General features: G+C 59.0%; 19 protein-coding genes and 1 tRNA gene. 6 read left to right on the top strand and 14 right to left on the bottom strand.

The window, feature by feature from the left end; genetic code table 11:
- Positions 1 to 132: 132 nt before the first annotated feature.
- The 5 genes from JJD74_RS17715 to JJD74_RS17695 form a co-directional block, all read right to left on the bottom strand.
- Complete coding sequence (locus tag JJD74_RS17715; protein ID WP_003171603.1) at positions 133 to 1,074, bottom strand: ribose-phosphate pyrophosphokinase; 942 nt, start codon at positions 1,072 to 1,074, stop codon at positions 133 to 135.
- A 45-nt stretch (positions 1,075 to 1,119) separates the two neighbouring features.
- Positions 1,120 to 1,194, bottom strand: a tRNA-Gln gene (locus JJD74_RS17710).
- Positions 1,195 to 1,230: 36 nt separating this feature from the next.
- Positions 1,231 to 2,082 (bottom strand): 4-(cytidine 5'-diphospho)-2-C-methyl-D-erythritol kinase, encoded by an 852-nt coding sequence (ispE, locus tag JJD74_RS17705; RefSeq protein WP_042561056.1) that lies wholly within the window; start codon positions 2,080 to 2,082, stop codon positions 1,231 to 1,233.
- A 3-nt stretch (positions 2,083 to 2,085) separates the two neighbouring features.
- Positions 2,086 to 2,703 (bottom strand): lipoprotein insertase outer membrane protein LolB, encoded by a 618-nt coding sequence (gene lolB / locus JJD74_RS17700; protein WP_200616231.1) that lies wholly within the window; start codon positions 2,701 to 2,703, stop codon positions 2,086 to 2,088.
- A 3-nt stretch (positions 2,704 to 2,706) separates the two neighbouring features.
- Positions 2,707 to 4,431, bottom strand: a complete 1,725-nt coding sequence (locus JJD74_RS17695; protein ID WP_115148149.1) for a tetratricopeptide repeat protein — start codon at positions 4,429 to 4,431, stop codon at positions 2,707 to 2,709.
- A gap of 182 nt (positions 4,432 to 4,613) precedes the next feature.
- Here JJD74_RS17695 and hemA point away from each other — a divergent pair, with 182 nt between their 5' ends.
- The 6 genes from hemA to JJD74_RS17665 all read left to right on the top strand — a co-directional run bounded on the left by hemA (position 4,614) and on the right by JJD74_RS17665 (position 9,973).
- A complete protein-coding gene (gene hemA, locus JJD74_RS17690) occupies positions 4,614 to 5,900 on the top strand; it encodes a glutamyl-tRNA reductase (RefSeq protein ID WP_042561053.1) in 1,287 nt (428 codons plus the stop codon).
- Positions 5,897 to 6,979 carry a peptide chain release factor 1 gene (gene prfA / locus JJD74_RS17685; protein ID WP_042561052.1) on the top strand — a complete coding sequence of 361 codons (1,083 nt, stop codon included), beginning with the start codon at positions 5,897 to 5,899 and terminating at the stop codon, positions 6,977 to 6,979. The genes hemA and prfA overlap by 4 nt, the downstream gene beginning before the upstream one ends.
- Positions 6,980 to 7,810: a peptide chain release factor N(5)-glutamine methyltransferase gene (gene prmC, locus JJD74_RS17680; protein WP_200616228.1), complete on the top strand. Its 831-nt coding sequence runs from the start codon at positions 6,980 to 6,982 to the stop codon at positions 7,808 to 7,810. It begins immediately after the preceding gene.
- On the top strand, positions 7,804 to 8,559 hold the full coding sequence (locus tag JJD74_RS17675) for a molybdopterin-synthase adenylyltransferase MoeB (RefSeq protein WP_042561050.1): 756 nt from the start codon (positions 7,804 to 7,806) through the stop codon (positions 8,557 to 8,559). The genes prmC and JJD74_RS17675 overlap by 7 nt, the downstream gene beginning before the upstream one ends.
- Positions 8,552 to 9,343 (top strand): glutamate racemase, encoded by a 792-nt coding sequence (gene murI / locus JJD74_RS17670; protein ID WP_200616226.1) that lies wholly within the window; start codon positions 8,552 to 8,554, stop codon positions 9,341 to 9,343. Before JJD74_RS17675 ends, murI begins: the two co-directional genes overlap by 8 nt.
- 111 nt (positions 9,344 to 9,454) lie before the next feature.
- Positions 9,455 to 9,973, top strand: coding sequence for an acyloxyacyl hydrolase (locus JJD74_RS17665; protein WP_042561048.1), 519 nt, complete (start codon positions 9,455 to 9,457; stop codon positions 9,971 to 9,973).
- A gap of 120 nt (positions 9,974 to 10,093) precedes the next feature.
- Here the strand turns inward: JJD74_RS17665 and JJD74_RS17660 are convergent, their stop codons facing one another.
- The 9 genes from JJD74_RS17660 to phrB form a co-directional block, all read right to left on the bottom strand.
- Positions 10,094 to 12,838, bottom strand: coding sequence for a leucine-rich repeat domain-containing protein (locus tag JJD74_RS17660; RefSeq protein WP_200616222.1), 2,745 nt, complete (start codon positions 12,836 to 12,838; stop codon positions 10,094 to 10,096).
- Positions 12,839 to 13,253: 415 nt separating this feature from the next.
- Complete coding sequence (locus tag JJD74_RS17655) at positions 13,254 to 13,559, bottom strand: YkgJ family cysteine cluster protein (protein ID WP_200616219.1); 306 nt, start codon at positions 13,557 to 13,559, stop codon at positions 13,254 to 13,256.
- Positions 13,560 to 13,612: 53 nt separating this feature from the next.
- On the bottom strand, positions 13,613 to 14,104 hold the full coding sequence (locus JJD74_RS17650) for a DUF2878 domain-containing protein (protein WP_200616217.1): 492 nt from the start codon (positions 14,102 to 14,104) through the stop codon (positions 13,613 to 13,615).
- On the bottom strand, positions 14,097 to 15,362 hold the full coding sequence (locus tag JJD74_RS17645) for an SAM-dependent methyltransferase (protein ID WP_115148156.1): 1,266 nt from the start codon (positions 15,360 to 15,362) through the stop codon (positions 14,097 to 14,099). Before JJD74_RS17645 ends, JJD74_RS17650 begins: the two co-directional genes overlap by 8 nt.
- The gene (locus JJD74_RS17640; protein WP_115148157.1) at positions 15,349 to 16,164 is read right to left on the bottom strand and encodes a DUF1365 domain-containing protein; all 816 of its coding nucleotides are present in this window, start codon (positions 16,162 to 16,164) and stop codon (positions 15,349 to 15,351) included. The genes JJD74_RS17645 and JJD74_RS17640 overlap by 14 nt, the downstream gene beginning before the upstream one ends.
- Positions 16,161 to 17,408 carry an NAD(P)/FAD-dependent oxidoreductase gene (locus tag JJD74_RS17635; protein WP_047303142.1) on the bottom strand — a complete coding sequence of 416 codons (1,248 nt, stop codon included), beginning with the start codon at positions 17,406 to 17,408 and terminating at the stop codon, positions 16,161 to 16,163. The genes JJD74_RS17640 and JJD74_RS17635 overlap by 4 nt, the downstream gene beginning before the upstream one ends.
- Positions 17,405 to 18,187 carry an SDR family NAD(P)-dependent oxidoreductase gene (locus JJD74_RS17630; protein ID WP_042561041.1) on the bottom strand — a complete coding sequence of 261 codons (783 nt, stop codon included), beginning with the start codon at positions 18,185 to 18,187 and terminating at the stop codon, positions 17,405 to 17,407. Before JJD74_RS17630 ends, JJD74_RS17635 begins: the two co-directional genes overlap by 4 nt.
- Positions 18,184 to 18,606 (bottom strand): nuclear transport factor 2 family protein, encoded by a 423-nt coding sequence (locus tag JJD74_RS17625; protein ID WP_042561040.1) that lies wholly within the window; start codon positions 18,604 to 18,606, stop codon positions 18,184 to 18,186. Before JJD74_RS17625 ends, JJD74_RS17630 begins: the two co-directional genes overlap by 4 nt.
- Positions 18,599 to 20,044, bottom strand: a complete 1,446-nt coding sequence (phrB, locus tag JJD74_RS17620) for a deoxyribodipyrimidine photo-lyase (RefSeq protein ID WP_200616212.1) — start codon at positions 20,042 to 20,044, stop codon at positions 18,599 to 18,601. Before phrB ends, JJD74_RS17625 begins: the two co-directional genes overlap by 8 nt.
- Positions 20,045 to 20,060 lie beyond the last annotated feature (16 nt).

Here is a 20,060-nt window from a genome sequence, read left to right as displayed (position 1 = left end):
CCAAAATAGCCATGACCGAGCGGCGTTTGCGACCAGCGCCTAACACGGTATGGGCAAAAAAGCCCCGCCCCGACAGGAATGCCGGGGCGGGGCGCTTTTCGTCAACGAGACATTTCGAGAAGGGCAGGGCCCTTAGCGGAACATCGCGCTGATCGATTCTTCATTGCTGATGCGGCGAACCGCTTCGGCAACTACCGGTGCAATATCCAGTTGACGGATACGTGCACAGGCTTGTGCTGCAGCGGACAGCGGGATGGTGTTAGTCACCACCAGCTCGTCCAGCACGGAATTTTCGATATTCTCGATGGCCCGACCCGACAGCACAGGGTGTGTGCAGTAGGCAAAGACCTTGGCTGCGCCATGCTCTTTCAGGGCCTTGGCCGCGTGGCACAGAGTGCCGGCGGTATCGACCATGTCATCGACCAGAATACAGGTACGCCCTTCGACATCACCGATGATATGCATCACTTCAGAGTGATTGGCTTTCTCACGGCGTTTGTCGATGATCCCGAGATCAACACCCAGCGACTTGGCAACAGCACGTGCACGCACGACGCCACCAATGTCAGGGGAAACGATCATCAGGTTTTCGAAGCGCTGATCTTCAATGTCATCCACCAGAACCGGGGAGCCGTAGATGTTATCTACCGGAATATCGAAGAAACCCTGAATCTGGTCAGCATGCAGATCAACCGTGAGAACACGGTCGATGCCGACTACGGTAAGCATGTCAGCGACGACTTTCGCGCTGATAGCCACACGTGCGGAACGCGGACGGCGATCCTGACGGGCATAACCAAAATAAGGAATAACAGCAGTGATACGAGTAGCCGAGGAGCGGCGGAAGGCGTCAGCCATCACTACCAGTTCCATCAGGTTATCGTTGGTCGGAGCGCAAGTCGGCTGAATAATGAAAACGTCTTTACCACGAACATTTTCATTGATCTCGGCAGTAATTTCGCCGTCGGAAAATTTGCCGACAGAGATGTCACCGAGAGGGATATGCAGCTGACGTACAACACGCCGAGCCAGATCGGGGTTAGCGTTCCCCGTAAAGACCATCATCTTGGACACGCGCAGTACCTAGAGGCTGAGGGTAACCTGGATGAGTATGGAAAATGGCAGGGGCGGCTGGATTCGAACCAACGCATGGCAGGATCAAAACCTGCTGCCTTACCGCTTGGCGACGCCCCTGTATCTGTTGCATCAAGTGCCGAGCACCTGGTTCCTTTAGAGCAGACTTTGCAGCTTGCGATGCAACATCGAAATGTTGCTTCCTTTCGCTACAAACCCTGTAAGGGTCTCTGTCAGAAGGGCCGAGACTTTATCAGCTTCAGCTTTGTTTGGGAAGCCCCCAAACACACAACTTCCAGTTCCGGTGAGCTTTGCTTCGGTAAATTTACCTAACAAATCCAATGCGTTACGTACCTCTGGATAACGCCTTGCAACCACCGGCAAGCAGTCATTTCGACTGTTTCCCTCGGGAACGGGGCGCACTTTAATGGGCGGCGTGTTACGTGTCAACAAAGGATCGGAAAAAATTTCTGCCGTACTTACAGAGACTTGCGGCACGAGCACCAGATACCACGGTTCTTCAGGGTTCACCGGAGTGAGTTTCTCGCCCACGCCCTCGGCAAACGCCGCGTGACCACGGACGAAAACCGGAACATCGGCGCCTAGCGACAAACCCAGTGCCGCCAGCCGATCTTCATCCCAGCCCAGTTGCCACAGATGATTGAGACCCAGCAAAGTCGTCGCGGCATTTGAGCTGCCGCCACCAATGCCGCCGCCCATGGGCAGAACCTTGTCGATCCAGATGTCGATGCCCAGCGCACAGCCGGACTGTTGCTGAAGCATTTTCGCCGCACGCACGATCAGATTGCTGTCATGCGGCACGCCGGCAAATTCGGTATGCAGTTGAATCACGCCGTCATCGCGTACGGCAAAAGTGATTTCATCGCCGTAATCGACAAACTGAAACAAGGTCTGCAACTCGTGATAACCGTCTTCACGGCGACCCAGAATGTGCAACATCAGATTGAGTTTGGCCGGCGAGGGCAGGGTCAGGCGTGCAGCGGTCATGCGTTATTGCCCCAACTTGCGCGGTTGCCAGGTCTTGATCACCAGCGTCACATCGAGGTCGGTGCCGTGCATCTTGATGCGCTCGGGCAGCCAGTAACCGTTTTGTTCGGTGTAAGCGGTGTATTCGACTTTCCAGCCATCCTGTTCAAGGTTGGCCAGGCGGCTGTTGGCATCCAGATTCAGTCGGCTTTTGCTGTTCGGCGCAGGCAGGCCGCGGACCCACCAGGCCAGATTCGACACCGGCAATTTCCAGCCCAACTGCTCTTCGAGCAAAGTCTCCGGCGATTGCGATTCGTAGCGGCCCTGATTGGCGACTTCCAGCGAAACTTTGCCCGGACGCCCGGTCAGGCGTGCCGCGCCACGACCCAGCGGGCCGGACAGGCGAATGTCGTAATAGTCCTGACGCTGTAGCCAGAACAGCGTGCCGCTACCGGAATCTTTCGGTGCCCGGATGCCGATCTTGCCGTCGATCTGCCAGCCGTCGAGGCCGGTCAGCTGTTGTTTGTTCGCCGCCCATTGGGCCGGGCTGCCGTGGCCTTCGACCGATTCACGAGCGCCGAAACCCGCGCAACCGGCGAGCAGGGCGATAAAGCTGAAAACAATAACGTGGCGCAAAAACATGAGTTAAAGAGTCTCGGATCCGGTCAGGCGCTTGATGGTGCTGCGCAGAATGGTGCTGTCGGGCTGATCCTTGAGGAATTTGCCCCAGACTTGTTTGGCTTCACGCTGGTTGCCCTTGACCCACAATACTTCGCCCAGGTGTGCGGCGACTTCGTGGTCAGGGAAACGCTCCAGCGCTTGGCGCAGATATTTCTCGGCGTCGTCCAGATTGCCCAGGCGGAAATTCACCCAGCCGAGGCTGTCGAGTACCGCCGGGTCTTCCGGATTGATCTGGTGTGCCTGCTCGATCAGCGTCTTGGCTTCAGCGTAGCGGGTCGTGCGATCAGACAGGGTGTAGCCCAAAGCGTTCAGCGCCATGGCGTTGTCCGGGTCGCGCTTGATGATCAGGCGCAGGTCTTTTTCCATCTGCGCCAGGTCATTGCGTTTTTCCGCGAGCATGGCCCGGGTGTACAGCAGATTCAGATCGTCGGGGTATTGCAGCAAGGCTTGTTGCAATACCTTCCAGGCCTTGTCGTCCTGTTTGTTGGCAGACAGGGTTTCCGACTCGATCAGATACAGCTGAATCGCGTAATCCGGTTGTTCATCGCGTTCGGCCGCCAGTTTGCTTTGGGCTTCGGCGGTCTTGCCGTTGTTCATCAGGATATCGGCCTGACGCAGCTGTGCCGGCAGATAGTCGTTGCCCGGGCCTACCTGGGCGTACTCGATCAATGCGCCCTGCGGGTCGTTGCGTTCTTCGGCGATGCGCCCCAGGTTCAGGTGCGCCGAATCGACATGGCTTTCCCGAGCGATCAGGTCTTCCAGATAGCCTTTGGCCTCATCCCAGGCCTTGGCTTCCAGGCATACCAGCGCCAGCGAATAACGCAGTTCGTCGTCTTCCGGGTACTGCTGAACGAGGCTGGAGAACTCGGCCTTGGCGTCGTCCATCCGATCCTGCTCAACCAGCATCCGCGCATAAGTCAGGCGCAGACGTTTGTCGTCCGGATATTTCCTGATGCTTTTTTGCAGCAGTGGCAGGGCTTCGTCGCCACGGTTCAACAGCTGAAGCAGACGGGCGCGCAGCAGAATCGGGGCGATTTCGCCATCCTCTGGCGTATTGTCTTCGAGCAGTGCCAGCGCCGCTTTGTTGTCGCCATCCTGTTGCAGGAGCAGGGCCTTGCCGAAAATCAGCTGACTGTTGTTCGGGTGACGCTGCAACAAGCGGTCAAAACTTTTCATCAGACCGTTGCGGGTTTCCTGATCGGTATCAGCCGCCGACAGCGCGAGGAAGTCGAAATGGGTGTCGCCCTTGCCTTGCAGGACTTTCTCCATATAGACCATCGAATCGTCATAACGCCCGGCACGCGCCAGTTGCACGGCGGCGGCGCGTTGCGCTTCGAGGTCGTCCGGCGCGTTTTTCGCCCAGATCAATGCAGTATCCAGCGCAGGCTGATCCGCACCGAGGTATTCAGCGATGCGGAACGCGCGCTCGGAGACGCCCGGATCCTGGGTATTGATGGCCTGAGTCACGTAGTTGTCCAGGGCAATGTCGAAACGATTGCGCTGGCCGGCGAGCTCGGCGCTCAGCAGGCTGAACACGGTTTCTTCACTGAACGAGCTGTAAACCTTGGGTTTTTCAGGCGCAGGGGTGGTGTCTTCAACCGGCGGCGTACCGTCCGGCGACACGGGGGCCAAGGCCTGGCAGCCGCTGAGGAAGACAAATGCGAGGAGCAACGCGGAGGATCTATTCATATAGGAAGAGGACGACTAACCTGCGGTCGGATCATCATGACACAAGCCTTCGGCCAAACATAACCGAGTCTCAATTGTGCCCATTATAGGGGCCGACAATTGGGACAATAGTCTGCGGTAGTTGTTCTGAATCTGACGAAGGTGGACAATTGCCGGCTTCACGTCACCATCAGCGACTTTGAATGGCCTTCCTTGCACTCGGTATCAACCACAAGACTGCTTCAGTAGACGTCCGCGAGCGCGTGGCCTTTACCCCTGAGCAGCTGGTTGAGGCGTTGCAGCAGCTCTGCCGACTTACCGACAGCCGCGAAGCTGCGATCCTCTCCACCTGCAATCGCAGTGAGCTTTATATAGAACAGGATCAGCTGTCGGCAGATATCGTGCTGCGCTGGCTCGCCGACTACCACCATTTAAGCCTCGAAGAGCTGCGCGCGAGTGCTTATGTGCATGAAGATGATGCGGCAGTTCGTCACATGATGCGCGTCGCCTCCGGGCTCGACTCGCTGGTGCTGGGCGAACCGCAGATTCTTGGCCAGATGAAATCGGCCTACGCCGTGGCCCGCGAGGCTGGCACCATCGGTCCGCTGCTCGGGCGTCTGTTCCAGGCAACCTTCAATGCCGCCAAACAGGTGCGTACCGACACCGCCATCGGTGAAAACCCGGTGTCCGTGGCGTTTGCGGCGGTCAGTCTGGCGAAACAGATTTTCAGTGACCTGCAACGCAGTCAGGCTTTGCTGATCGGCGCCGGCGAGACCATCACCCTGGTCGCCCGCCATTTGCATGAGCTGGGGGTCAAGCGCATCGTTGTCGCCAACCGTACGCTGGAGCGCGCAAGCCTCCTGGCTGAGCAGTTTGGCGCCCACGCGGTGTTGCTGTCGGACATTCCGGCGGAACTGGTGCGCAGCGATATCGTTATCAGTTCGACCGCCAGTCAGTTGCCGATCCTCGGTAAAGGTGCGGTCGAGAGCGCATTGAAGCTGCGCAAGCACAAGCCGATCTTCATGGTCGACATTGCCGTTCCCCGGGATATCGAGCCGGAAGTCGGCGAACTCGACGACGTTTACCTCTATAGCGTCGACGATCTTCACGAAGTGGTCGCTGAAAACCTCAAGAGTCGTCAGGGCGCAGCACAAGCGGCCGAAGAAATGGTTTCGGTCGGCGCCAGCGATTTCATGGTGCGCCTGCGCGAACTGGCAGCGGTTGATGTGCTCAAGGCCTATCGTCAACAGAGCGAACGCCTGCGCGACGAGGAGCTGCAAAAAGCCCTGCGCCTGCTGGCCAACGGCGGCAACGCCGAAGATGTGCTGGGGCAACTGGCCCGCGGCCTGACCAATAAACTGTTGCATGCGCCCAGCGTGCAACTGAAAAAGCTTTCTGCCGAAGGCCGCCTCGATGCGCTGGCCATGGCTCAGGAACTCTTTGCCCTCGAGGGCTCACCGGATAGCTTTTCGGATAAAAAACCGCAATGAAAGCGTCACTGCTCAATAAGCTGGACATCCTCCAGGACCGTTTCGAGGAACTGACCGCGCTGCTCGGCGATGCCGAAGTCATTTCCGATCAGACTAAATTCCGCGCCTATTCCAAGGAATACGCCGAACTTGAGCCGGTCGTACACGCCTATAAAAAACTGCTCAGCGTACAAAGCGATCTTGAAGGCGCGCAGGCGCTGCTCAAGGACAGCGACCCGGACATGCGTGAAATGGCTGTGGAAGAAGTCCGCGAAGCCAAAGAATCGCTGATCACGCTGGAAGGCGATCTGCAACGCATGTTGCTGCCCAAGGATCCCAACGACGGGCGCAACGTGTTCCTCGAAATTCGCGCCGGCACCGGTGGCGACGAGGCGGCGATCTTCTCCGGCGATTTGTTCCGCATGTACTCGCGTTACGCCGAGCGACGTGGCTGGCGTGTGGAGATCCTGTCGGAAAACGAAGGCGAACACGGTGGCTATAAAGAAGTCATTGCGCGCATTGAAGGCGACAACGTTTACGGCAAGCTGAAATTCGAATCCGGCGCGCACCGCGTACAGCGTGTACCCGCCACCGAATCCCAGGGCCGTATCCACACCTCGGCCTGCACCGTGGCGGTGTTGCCCGAGCCGGACGAGCGTGAAGCGATCGAGATCAACCCGGCGGATTTGCGCGTCGACACGTTCCGCTCCTCCGGGGCCGGTGGTCAGCACGTCAACACGACCGACTCGGCGATCCGCATCACGCACTTGCCGACCGGCACCGTTGTCGAGTGCCAGGAAGAGCGTTCGCAGCACAAAAACCGTGCGCGGGCGATGGCCTGGTTGTCGGCCAAACTCAACGATCAGCAAACCGCTGCCGCGGCAAATGCCATCGCCAGCGAGCGCAAATTGCTCGTCGGTTCCGGTGACCGTTCCGAGCGGATTCGCACCTACAACTTTGCTCAGGGCCGTGTGACCGACCATCGCGTCAACCTGACCCTGTATTCGCTTGATGAAATTCTCGCCGGTGGCGTGGAGGCGGTTATCGAGCCGTTGCTGGCCGAATACCAGGCCGACCAACTCGCGGCGATAGGTGAATAAATGACCATCATTGCCAGCCTGTTGCGCGCCGCCGACCTGCCGGATTCACCGACCGCACGTCTGGACGCCGAATTGCTTCTGGCCGCGGCGCTGGGCAAATCGCGCAGCTTTCTCCACACCTGGCCCGAGCGCATCGTGCCGACTGACGCCGCGCTGAAGTTTGCCGAGTACCTGCAACGCCGCCGCGCAGGTGAGCCGGTGGCTTACATCCTCGGCCAGCAGGGTTTCTGGAAACTTGATCTGGACGTCGCACCGCACACGCTGATCCCGCGCCCGGACACCGAGTTGTTGGTGGAGGCTGCGCTGCAATTGCTACCCGCGACACCGGCCAAAGTCCTCGACCTCGGCACTGGCAGTGGCGCGATTGCCTTGGCCCTGGCCAGCGAGCGTCCAGCGTGGCAGGTCACTGCCGTGGATCGCGTGCTCGAAGCCGTGGCGCTGGCCGAGCGTAATCGCCAACGCCTGCATTTGAACAATGCCAAGGTGCTGAGCAGTCATTGGTTCAGTGCGCTTGAAGGTCAGCGTTTTCAGCTGATCATCAGCAACCCGCCGTACATTGCCGCGACCGATCCGCATCTGATCGAAGGCGATGTGCGCTTCGAACCCGCCAGTGCATTGGTGGCCGGTGAGGACGGGCTCGACGATCTGCGTCTGATCGTCGCCCAGGCCTCGGCGTATCTGGAGGCCGGTGGCTGGCTGATGCTCGAACACGGCTATGATCAAGCCGAAGCCGTGCGCGATCTGCTGCTCTGTCGCGGTTTCGAAGAAGTCCACAGCCGCACCGATCTGGGCGGCCATCAACGTATCAGCCTGGGGCGCCTGCCGTGCTGAATGATCAGGAATTGCTGCGCTACAGCCGGCAGATTCTGCTGCAACACATCGACATCGACGGCCAGTTGAAGCTCAAGGACAGTCGCGTCCTGATCGTCGGCCTCGGTGGTCTCGGCGCGCCGGTTGCGTTGTATCTGGCGGCGGCGGGTGTCGGTGAGCTGCATCTGGCGGACTTCGACACGGTCGATCTGACCAACCTGCAGCGCCAGATCATTCACGACACCGACAGCGTCGGCATGAGCAAGGTCGACTCGGCGCTCAAGCGTCTGGGCGCGATCAATCCAGAGATTCAACTGATCGCCCATCGTCAGGCGCTGGACGAGGATTCCCTCGCGGCGGCGGTGGCGGCGGTGGATCTGGTGCTCGATTGTTCGGATAATTTTTCCACACGCGAAGCCGTCAACGCCGCGTGCGTGGCTGCGCGCAAACCCTTGGTCAGCGGCGCGGCGATTCGCCTCGAAGGGCAACTGTCGGTGTTCGACCCGCGTCGCGCCGAGAGCCCGTGCTACCACTGTTTATACGGGCACGGCAGCGAAGCCGAACTGACCTGCAGCGAAGCCGGCGTGGTCGGGCCCCTGGTGGGACTGGTCGGCAGTCTTCAGGCGCTTGAGGCATTGAAGGTGCTGGTCGGTTTTGGTGAACCGCTGGTAGGCCGCTTGCTGCTGATCGATGCCTTGGGTTCGCGCTTTCGTGAACTGCGCGTCAAACGTGATCCGGGTTGCAGCGTCTGTGGATCGCAACATGCGTGAGGCGCCGATCGGCGTGTTCGATTCCGGTGTCGGCGGTTTGTCGGTACTGGCTGAAATTCAGCGCTTGTTGCCCAATGAGTCGCTGCTGTACTTCGCCGATTGCGGGCACATTCCGTATGGCGAGAAAACCCCGGAATTCATCCGTCAGCGTTGCAATGTGATGGCCGGTTTTTTCCGCGAGCAGGGCGCCAAGGCGTTGGTGGTTGCCTGCAATACCGCCACCGTGGCGGCTGTTGCCGATCTGCGCCGCGACTTTCCCGACTGGCCGATTGTCGGCATGGAGCCCGCGGTCAAACCGGCCGCTGCCGCTACCCGCAGCGGCGTGGTCGGTGTGCTTGCCACCACTGGCACCTTGCAGAGTGCCAAGTTCGCAGCCTTGCTCGACCGCTTCGCCACCGATGTACGCGTGATCACCCAGCCGTGCCCCGGTCTGGTTGAATTGATTGAAAGCGGCGATCTGCACAGTGCCGAGTTGCGCACGTTGCTGCAGGGGTATGTCGATCCGCTGCTGGCCAGCGGTTGCGACACGATTATTCTCGGCTGCACGCACTACCCCTTCCTCAAGCCGATGCTCGCGTCGATGATCCCCGAGACCATCAGCCTGATCGATACCGGTGCCGCTGTAGCGCGACAACTCCAGCGCCTTTTGGCCGAACGCGATCTGCTCGCCGCAGGGCCTGACCAACCAGTCAGATTCTGGACCAGTGGTGAGGCGAAGCATTTCAGCCAAACCCTGCCCCTGCTGGGGCAAACCGCGTTCGACGTGCAAAAATTCAGTTTGTAAAAAAAATGTGAAATAACTGAAAATCAGCTGAACTTCTGATCAAGCGCTGGCTTCTATAGCGATGAGTTATCCAGAAAACCGAACGATCGTTCCGTAAAGGGAAGTTTCAAAGTGAAGCGACTATTCTGCTTGGCCGCGATTGCGGCCGCATTGATGGGGCAAAGTATTACCGCACAGGCTGCCGGCGTTGAATTCGCCGTTGGCGCTACCAGCGATTCGACCATGACGTATCGCCTGGGCATGAATTTCGACTGGGACAAGAGCTGGCTGCAGAGCGACGTCGGTCGCCTGACCGGTTACTGGAGCGGTGCTTACACCTATTGGGAGGGTGACAAGACCTCCAGCAACAACAGCCTGTCGTTCTCGCCAGTGTTTGTTTACGAATTTGCCGGTGAGTCGGTGAAGCCGTACATCGAGGCGGGGATTGGTGTTGCAGCGTTTTCCAACACCAAATATGAGTCGAACAATATCGGCGGTTCGTTCCAGTTCGAAGACCGTATCGGTGCTGGCGTGCGCTTCAATGGCGGGCATGAGATCGGGATTCGTGCCACGCACTATTCCAACGCCGGCCTGTCCAGCGACAACGATGGTGTAGAAAGCTACGCGCTGCATTACACGATGCCGCTGTAAGCGCACCGTGCGCCGGGCTTGCCCGAGTTTGCGCTGTGTCAGTTGGCATCAATGTTGATTGACACAGCGCTTCTGCGAACAAGCCCGGACACCGTTAGTTTTTTTACCTCAACACACCGTTCAGTCAAACCCCGGCCGTTTGGGCAAGTGATGCGCAGGCTGGTTTTGCCACGTCGGGTCAAATTTCTTTAAAGCGTCTTCCAGCCTGTCCAGCATTTTTCCTGGACTGGGTTCAGTCCTCATAATCGTGCTCAACTGAATCCGTTCATCCGGCTGCCCCCTCCTGAATCTCTCAAGAAACGCCCAGACGCGGCGCTGCAACAGTGCACGTTCGATCCTGAACTCCGGCGTCATACTCAGTCGACGAATGTCCGCGATGGTGTCTGCCGGCAAGGTGGCCCAAAGATCTAGTCTTTCGCGTGTGAGTGCTGGCGGCACGCTCTGTAACCAAAGGTTCGCCGTTTTGTCGGGATCTATATTTCCGAGCCAGATATCGGTGCCTGTCTGGCGGCGCGCTGCAATAAAACGCCGTTGGAAAGCTGCATCGAAAAGCGGATTTCCCGCCAGATTGATGCCCTTCCTGAGCTCCAGGGATTCGGGAATCGATGAGATGAAGTTGTCGGCAAGATTCAACGCTGTTTTTGGAATCTCGGACGTGACTCCATCCGGAATACTGTCGATATGCGTAGAGTGAAGATCCACTTCCCGTAACGCGGTCATTCCTCTGAACGACGGCGCAACAAATAGCGGATTGGCACTCAGATTCAATATCTCCAAATGCAGTGGACCGTTCTGCGGGCCAATCTCGGCAGGCAACCGGGTGATGCCGGTATGTGCCAGATCCAATTCTCGCAAGGCTCTCATGCCTCTTAGCGAAGGGGCATCATCGAGGTTGTTTCTGGCGAGCTTCAATATTTCGAGGCGCATCGGACCGTCCGGCGTACCCAGTTCGGTCGGTAGTTGAGTGATTCCAGTGCCTGTCAGATTCAACTCCCGCAAGCCTGTCATGCCATTGAGCGAAACGCCGCCCGTCAGTTGAGTATTTTCGCATCTCAATACCTCAAGCCGCGCCCGCCAGACATTCGCGTTTAATCCAGCAAGGCGTCCGCTCAGTGTGTTGAATGACAGATCCAGCTCGCGCAAATAGGACATATTGGTAAAGTCAGGCAGCTCTTCCAAATACACGTTATTGCTCAGATCAAGCACTTGCAGGCGTGACGGACCGGGGCTCTCGGTGAGTCCCCTCGGTGAAAACTGCATGTTGCTGTGGCGGATTCTCAATACCTGCAACTCGGTCAGGCCGCGCACCGAAATAGTATGGTGGACACTGCATTCCATCAGGGTCAGCTCGCGCAGGCGGGGCAATCCAGAGAAGCTCGTAAATTCATGTGTCCACGGGAGCGTGCATTGATGAAGCTCCAGTACTTTCAGCTCGGTGAGCCGGTTCATTGCGCCAAACAGTTCTTTGCCTTCGCCCGCCAGGTTCCGGACTTCGAGTGCTTCAACATGAGAAAACGCCGAAAACAGTGCATCCAGTTTCTGCACGGCAGTTCCCTTCAAACCCAGAGACACAATTGAGTCGACTCGAGTGGAAAGAATCGGCGGCTGCAGATTGGCGCGACTGCCCAGGTCCAATTCAAGCTTGAAGCCAATCAGTTGCCCATCGCGATAGACTTTTTCCGAAGCGTCGCCTTGCCATTTGTACAGTCGATGCAACGTCTCACTGATTGCAAAGCGTCTGATGAGCTCGTCGTTATCGGCCCCTCTATAAGCCGCTACCCAGGCGCTGAGTTCGCGAACCAGTCCAGGCAGCCCAAGTCGAAGCCGCTCCAGCTCTGCTTCTGCCTGCACCGAATCACCAAATCGCGCGATGAAGTCATCGGCGTGTTGATCAGTCGCTTCGGGAAAATAGCGTTTGACCTGCGCTCGCGTGGTGCCAATAACGGCCGGGGGTTGCCTGCCTGAGGGGCCTGGCGTGGTGTCGAGCCAGGGGCGGTGCAAATTGCCCGGGTTGGCCGGCCCGGGCTCATTGCGCCGCATGCCTCCCCTCAACCCCACGAAGATAGAAATCCAGGCGTTGTCCTCGTTGCGAGTAATGGCCAGGCTCTCGCCGCTTCGGCTGGCGCGGTAGATGTTGGCACTATCGCTGGCAACGGGATCAGTGGGTTTAACAATGCGCCACACCTTATTCGAGGGTGTGGACGCATCAAGATCATGCAGCGCCCGATACGCGTGATTGAAGATTACTGCGTAGCGCTTGCCGTCGTGGCGATACAGACCGTCGCTATCGGCTTCGGCCGAGCTGAAATCCAGCTCGGTGCGAAACGCCTGCAGACGGGTTTCAGTCAGTGGTGCGGTGTCTTGCGCAGCGTCATTGCGCACATGCCAGCGGCCGGTATCGGGATTACGCTGCAGCTCAGGGCCGGACGGCTGCAATTCGTTTGCGCGTCGGGCTCGGTACAGGCCAGTTTTGGCGTCGAGTGCGACAAGAACGATGCCGCCGTCGGCCAAATCCACATACTGGCGTTTGTTGTACACCCTGAAGCCATCACTGTCGGCATGCGGCAGTTTTATCTGCGCATCGATCAGGTAGTGCTCCAACAGCGGCTGCGTGGAGGGACGGGTTTGAGTTGCCATTGAAGTCTGCTGCACCGTGACAACCGCAGCCGGCAGAATTGCATCAAGGTCGATCTCATTCACGGAGCTGGGCCGCGTTGCCGAGTCCACTTTGAACGTCAAGGGATCGAAGCCGTTTTGATTCAGCCCGTCAGGATCGGCTGAGTCCCCTTGTGATTTCCGGTTGGGGCTGACGTGGACATCGGCCTCTACGTGGGTTTTGCCACCGCGAGGTGGTTTTGCTGCCATATTTCTTCATCCTTGAAAAATTGCCCTCGGCGCTTGCGAGGCTCGGTGTTTCGGCATCCTGCCGATTGACGTGTTGGGAGCGATTCTGCTGTCGATCGTTTCGCACCAGACGGGCAAGCAATCGACCAGCCTGCTCAAACTGATACCGAGATAAAGCCGTCGAATATCGGCGTTATTTTGCGGTGGGTCTTGACGCAATCAGCACCCTCGAACGAGGACGTGAACGATATCGACTGGAGATACTGAATGAGATCAGAAACGCAGACAGGGGCGGCAGGAAATGACGGCAACACGCGTAGGAACTGATTGACCTGCAGGGCAGCAGGTTTTTGCCTGGTTCATTTGCCACCAGCGGTCATCGACCTGAAACAGGTGGCTGAGCGATGGCGGTTCATCGCACAGGCTCGTTGAAAGATCAGCGATATACCGTGGCAATGCCCCGGCGTTCTTCGATGCACTCCGGTGCGCCCATTTCGAACTCGCGACAGATCAGCGGACGCTTCTCATAGATCGTGCACATCATCGTGTCGCGATCCAGCGCCGCACACCAGCCGTCGTCCAGACGCAGCATCACTTCGCCGCCCCATTCATCGGTATCGATAAAACGATCAGGCACGCCGGTGTCGGTGATCAGCATCACTTCGAGCTGGCAGCAGCAGGCTGCGCAGGTCGAACAGGTGGCCGCCGGTTCGGCGATTTGTTGGTGGGGAATGGTCTTCATGGGCGGCAGTGTAAGGCAGTGGATGCTGCGTGTGTGAACGCTCTGACAGACGCTCAATGAGCCAAGCGTCGAGCCATCAGGTGCAGCAGCGGGAACAGCAACGCCCAGAGCAGGCCGATGCCGATCAGACTGGGGAGCTCGCCGTAGGGAAATTGCACGCCGGCCAGGCGCCCACCGCCGTAATACGACAGCGCACCACCGACGGCCCCCAGCACGCTGGCCAGCCACCATGGCCGGGCGGTCCATTGCAGACAGTGGCGCAGCGTGGTCGCCAGCAACGCCCATAGCAGCATCAGCCACAACGGAATCAGCGGTGACGAATCCTCGAACGCGAACACACCGAGGCTGCGCAAAACGCTGTCCACCGCCGTACCGACAATCACCACGCTGAGAATCAAACGTCCCTCCGCCGCCCAACTGCTGATCCAGAGCAGATGAATCACCAGCACCGCCAGCGCCAGCAACAGCCACAAACTGTTGCCGCCGAGCACGCAGGCCAGCCAGCCGATCTGGAACAGCACGGCATTGGCGATCCGCTTAAGCATCGAAGCGTCCGAGCAGCGGCGCGGGCATGGCGGCCGGTTTGGCCAGCAACAATTGCGCGGTGCCGATGGTGCGCTCCAGGAAGCCACCCTCGCAGTAGCACAGGTAAAACTCCCACAACCTGAGGAAGTAATCGTCGTAGCCCAGTTCGCTCAAGCGGCCATGGGCGCGGCGAAAATTCTCGTGCCACAGGCGCAGGGTTTTGGCGTAGTGCAAGCCGAAATCTTCCATGTGCAGCAGGTTCATGTCGGTGTCGCGGCCAACGATTTCGAGCATCTTCTGCACGCAGGGCAGGGCGCCGCCGGGGAAGATGTAGCGCTGGATGAAGTCCACGCCGCGCTTGGCTTGCTCATAACGCTGCTCGCGGATAGTGATCGCCTGTAGCAGCATCAGGCCGTTGCTCTTGAGCAACTGCGCGCATTGCTTGAAGTAGGTCGGCAGGAAGCGGTGGCCGACCGCTTCGATCATCTCGATCGACACCAGTTTGTCGTACTCGCCGGTGAGGTCACGGTAATCCTTGAGCAACAACGTCACTTGATCCTGCAGGCCCAGTTGTTCGATGCGTTTTGCGGTAAACGCGTACTGCTCTTTCGACAACGTGGTGGTGGTCACGCGACAGCCGTAATTTTGCGCCGCGTAAAGCGCCATGCTGCCCCAGCCGGTGCCGATTTCCAGCAGGTGATCGCTGGGTTTGAGCGCGAGTTTCTGGCAGATGCGCTCCAGTTTGTTCAGTTGCGCCTGTTCCAGGTTGTCTTCGGGGGTCAGGAACTGCGCCGCCGAATACATCATGGTCGGGTCGAGAAACTGTTCGAACAGCTCGTTGCCGAGGTCGTAGTGCGCGGCAATGTTTTTCTGGGAGCCTTTGCGCGTGTTGCGATTGAGCCAGTGCAAGCCTTGCACCAGTGGTCGGCCGACACGAGCCAGCCCCCCTTCCATCGCATCGAGAACTTCAAGGTTGCTGACGAACACTCGCACCACGGCGGTCAAGTCCGGCGAGCTCCAATAGCCGTGGATAAACGCCTCGCCTGCACCGATCGAGCCGTTGCTGGCGACCATGCCCCAGGCGGCGGCGTCGAGTATGTGGATCTCGCCCACCAAGGCACTGCCGGGTGCGCCGAACAGCATCCGTTCGCCATCCTCGACCACCACAAGCTGACCATGTTTGAGCCGGGCCATTTGCCGTAGCACGCCACGACGCAGCAGCGAACCGGTCAAGCCGTTGGCACTGAGCCGACTGACCGACAGACTAGAGGATTTCATGGCGGTGTTCCTTGGTAGGCACGGTGGCGGTTTGAAAGCTGCCGTCAGCAGCCTGATGAGAAAAGATCGGAGCGCGTTTGAACAGCAGACGTACGGCTTGCCAATAAATCGCCAGAGCGGTTTTCGCGGTCATCCACGGGAAGCGTCGCAAGTAGCGGTGCAGGCTCTGACGGTCGAGCGTTTCGCGTTGCAGGTTGAGCGTGGCGTCGAACAGTTTGTGCTCGCCCTGCCAGTCGGCCATGTGTACGCCGAGGGTTTGTGCGGCGGGGCTGAAGCTCATGCGGTATTCGAGATCGCGCGGCAGAAACGGCGAGACATGAAAGGCCTTGGCTACCGCAAAATGCTGATGAGCGCTCTGCGGATCGATTGGCGCGCGCGCAGGCAACACATAGTGATAGCGCTCGCGCCACGGTGTGTTGGTGACTTCGCAGACAATCGCCGCCAGTTGCCCGTCGGTCTCATGGCAATAAAAGAAACTCACCGGATTGAACGCCAGCCCCCAGCTGCGCGGTTGCGTGAGCAGGCACACCGACCCTTGCGGTTCATGGCCGATGGCGATGCCGACCTGCTGGCGCACGGCGTCGATCAAGCGCATGCCGGTGCCGGTGAAGGCCTTTAGGTAGTCGGTCTCGCGAAAGGAAAACGGCGCAAAGCGACTACGGCTGGCCAGCGCCGACAGGCCGAACAACGCGTCCTGTTCTGTCAGATCGAGGTACAGCAAACCAATCCGGTAACGAAATTCGTGTCGGCGCGGGGAGAAGCGCCGATGGCCGATCCAGCCGCTGTAGAGGGCGCTGTTCATAGGGTTTCCCCGAACGCGGCCGCCACGCGCAGTGCGCTGACCACACCGTCCTCATGAAAACCGTTGGCCCAATAAGCACCGCAGTAGTGCGTGTGCTGGACGCCATCCAGTTCGGCCCAGCGGTTCTGCGCCGCCACCGCCGCGAGGCTGAACTGCGGATGGGCATAAGTGAAGCGGGCCAGCACTTTGTTTGGGTTGATGCCGGCGCTCTGGTTGAGGCTGACACAGAACGTGGTATCGCTTTCGATGCCCTGGAGAATGTTCATGTCGTAAGTGACGGCCGCGTGAGTATGGCCAGCACCGCTCAGGCGATAGTTCCAGCTGGCCCATGCCAGTTTGCGCGTGGGCAACAGTTGCGTGTCGGTGTGCAACACCACTTCGTTGTCGGCGTAGGGCAGGGCACCGAGGATCGCGCGTTCGGCCTCGCTCGGGCTGGCCAGTATTTGCAGGGCCTGATCGCTGTGACAGGCGAACACCACTTTGTCGAAGTGTTCGATCCCCGCCGGGCTGTGGATAACCACGCCGTGTTCGTCGCGGTCCACTCGCTTCACCGGACAATTGAGGCGAATCCTGTCCTTGAACGCGGCGGTCAGTGGCGCGATGTAAGCGCTGGAACCGCCCTCGATCACTTGCCATTGCGGCCGGTCACTGACTGACAACAAGCCATGATTCTTGAAGAAGCGCACAAAGAATTGCAGCGGAAAATTGAGCATCTCGGCCATCGGCATCGACCAGATCGCGGCACCCATCGGCACGATGTAATGCAGGATGAAACGCTCGCCGTAGCCGCCGGCCTTGAGGTAATCATCCAGGGTCATGTCGGCGTCGATGCGCAGCTCGTTGAGGTCGCGCTGGGCTTCTTTATTGAATCGCAGAATGTCGCGTAGCATGCCCCAGAATCCCGGCGACAGCAGATTGCGCCGCTGGGCAAACAGGCTGTTGAGGTTGTTGCCGTTGTATTCCAGGCCGCTGTCCGGATCGTTGACCGAGAAGCTCATTTCGGTCGGTTTGAAGCTCACGCCGAGCTGGCCGAGCAGGCGGATGAAATTCGGGTAGGTCCAGTCATTGAACACAATGAAACCAGTGTCCACGTCATATTGGCGACCTTCGACGCTGACCTGCACCGTGTGCGTGTGGCCACCGACCCAGTCGCCGGCCTCGAACACCGTGACGTCATGTCGGCGATTGAGCAGGTGGGCGCAGGTGAGTCCTGCGATACCGCTGCCGATAATGGCAATTTTCATACTGGATCTCGCTGCGGTGGCGGTTTGCGCACCATGCGTTTACCGATTGCCAGTTGCAGACCCGTTGGCAGTTTCGACAAGGGCCACAGCGCGGCCATGAACAGCGCCGGGAAAGCAATCTCCAATGGTCGATCCTTGAGCTTGGCGAAGATATGCCGCGCAGCTTTATCCACAGGCCAACTGAGCGGCATCGGGAAATCGTTCCTGGCGGTCAGCGGTGTTTCGACAAAACCGGGGCTGATGACCGTGACTTCGATGCCCTCATCCGCCAGGTCGATGCGCAACGATTCGAACAGATAGCGCAGCCCGGCCTTTGACGCGCCGTACGCTTCTGCCCGTGGCAACGGCAGGTAAGTGACCGAACTCGCCATCCCCACCAGATGCGGCGCGGTGCCTTTGCGCAGTAGCGGCAGGGCGGCTTCGATGCAGTAGGCGCTGGCGAGCAGATTGGTGCGTACCACGTGCTCGACGATGGAAGAATCGAATTGCCGGGCATCGACATATTCACAGGTGCCGGCATTGAGGATCACTGTGTCCAGCGACCCCCAGTCCTCAGCGATCTGCTCACCGATTTCACGCACGGTCTGGCTATTGGTCAGGTCACCCGGCACCACCAGAACTTGTCCCGGATAGCGTTGCGACAACACTTTGAGCGCGGCGACCTGGCGCGAACTGACGGCCAGGTGCGCGCCGGTGGCGAGGATGCTCTCTGCCAATGCTGCGCCAATGCCACTGCTGGCACCCGTCAACCAATAACGCCGTGGAGGTGTACGACTCATCCCATTCTCCTTTTCAGCCAGGCGATCACCCGGCCCAATATTGGCAAGTGCTCATACAGCAACGCCCCGGCATCGAAATAATCCCGGTGACGATAAACCTTGTCGCGCCACAGCAAGTGCGAGCAGCCGCCGACGCGGATCTCCCGACCACTGGCCAGACGCGGGTGGCGATAACTCATGACCCAGCGCAGGTAGCCTTCACCCTCGCCAATCTGGTCGTAGCCGTGAAAATCGAAACGCAGCTCGCTGACGTTGGCGTACAGCTCACCGAAGTAATCGCGTAGCTGCGCCAGCCCCTGAACTTCATGCAACGGGTCGGTGAAGTGAATGTCATCGCTGTACAACTCGCCCAGACGTTGCAGGTTGTCTTTGTTCAGCGCTGAAAATTGCCGGGCGAAGCTGCGCAGGAATTCACTCATGATCGACCCCGGCTGGTTGGCGGGAGGGCAGGTTCTTGAACGCAGTCAGCGCCCGCTCCCGCGATGCACTGAGGTTGACGATCGGCTTCGGATAATCCGCCACGCCGAACAAGCCACCGGCACTGGCCGGGTCATGCACCTGTTTTTTGTCGAGGTCGGCGAGTTCTGGCAGCCAGTGCTTGATGAACAGGCCCTCGCTGTCGAATTTTTCCGATTGGCTCAACGGGTTGAAAATGCGGAAGTACGGGGCCGAATCGGTGCCGGTCGACGAGCTCCATTGCCAGCCGCCGTTGTTCGCCGCCAGATCACCATCGATCAAATGACGCATGAAAAACCGCTCGCCTTCGCGCCAGTCGATCAGCAGGTTTTTGGTCAGGAACATCGCCACGACCATGCGCAGGCGATTGTGCATCCAGCCGGTTTCGAGCAATTGGCGCATCGCCGCATCGATGATCGGCAGTCCGGTACGCGCCTCTTGCCACGCCGCGAGTTCTTCCGGGGCGTCGCGCCAGGCCAGCGCTTCGGTTTCCGGACGGAAGGCGCGATGGCGCGAAACCCGTGGATAGCCGACCAGAATGTGTTTATAGAACTCGCGCCACAACAGCTCATTGATCCAGGTAATAGCGCCGACTTTGCCGCTTTCGAATTCACCCTGATTGCTTTGCAGGGCGGCGTGAAGGCATTGGCGTGGCGAAACCACGCCAGCGGCCAGGTACGCTGACAGCTGACTGGTGCCAGGCTTGGCCGGGAAGTCGCGTTCGCTTTTGTAGTAATCGATTTGGGCGTCGGCGAAGGTATCGAGGCGGCGCCGGGCTTCTTTCTCACCGGCAGGCCACAGATCGCGCAGGGTTTCGTTTGGCGTGGCGAAACCGGTGACGGATGCAGGAATCGGATCGCTGTCGATGCCCAGTGGCGACTGTTTGCCGGGGGCGGCCACCAACGCCGGAATCGAGCGATGCAGGCGTTCGTAGCAGACCTTGCGAAACTGGCTGAACACCTGGAAGTAAGTCCCGGTCTTGGTCAGTACGGTGCCAGGCTTGAACAGCAATTGATCGAGATAACTGTGAAATTCGATGCCCTCGGCCTGCAATGCCTCGGCCACGGCCGCATCGCGCCGGCTCTCGTTCAAGCCATATTCTTCGTTGACGTGCACGACCTTGATATTCAGTTGGTGACAGAGCTTGCACAGTTCTGCCGGCGCCTGGTCCCAATGCGCCGCCGTACGGATCAACAGAGGAATATTCAGTTGGCCGAGGCTTTTGCTCAGTTCGTGCAGATTGCGCAGCCAGAAGTCGACCTTGCAGGGCGCGTCGTCATGTTCTTGCCATTGCTGTGGGCTCAGCAGATACACGGCAACAGTCGGACCGCGCGCTGCGGCAGCCGCGAGTGCGGTGTTGTCATGTTGGCGCAAGTCGCTGCGCAGCCAGATCAATTGCATATCGGTCGTCGTCGCG

Source organism: Pseudomonas sp. MF6776, from assembly GCF_016613125.1.
GTDB lineage: Bacteria > Pseudomonadota > Gammaproteobacteria > Pseudomonadales > Pseudomonadaceae > Aquipseudomonas > Aquipseudomonas iridis.
This window is presented reverse-complemented; position numbering and strand designations above follow the sequence as displayed.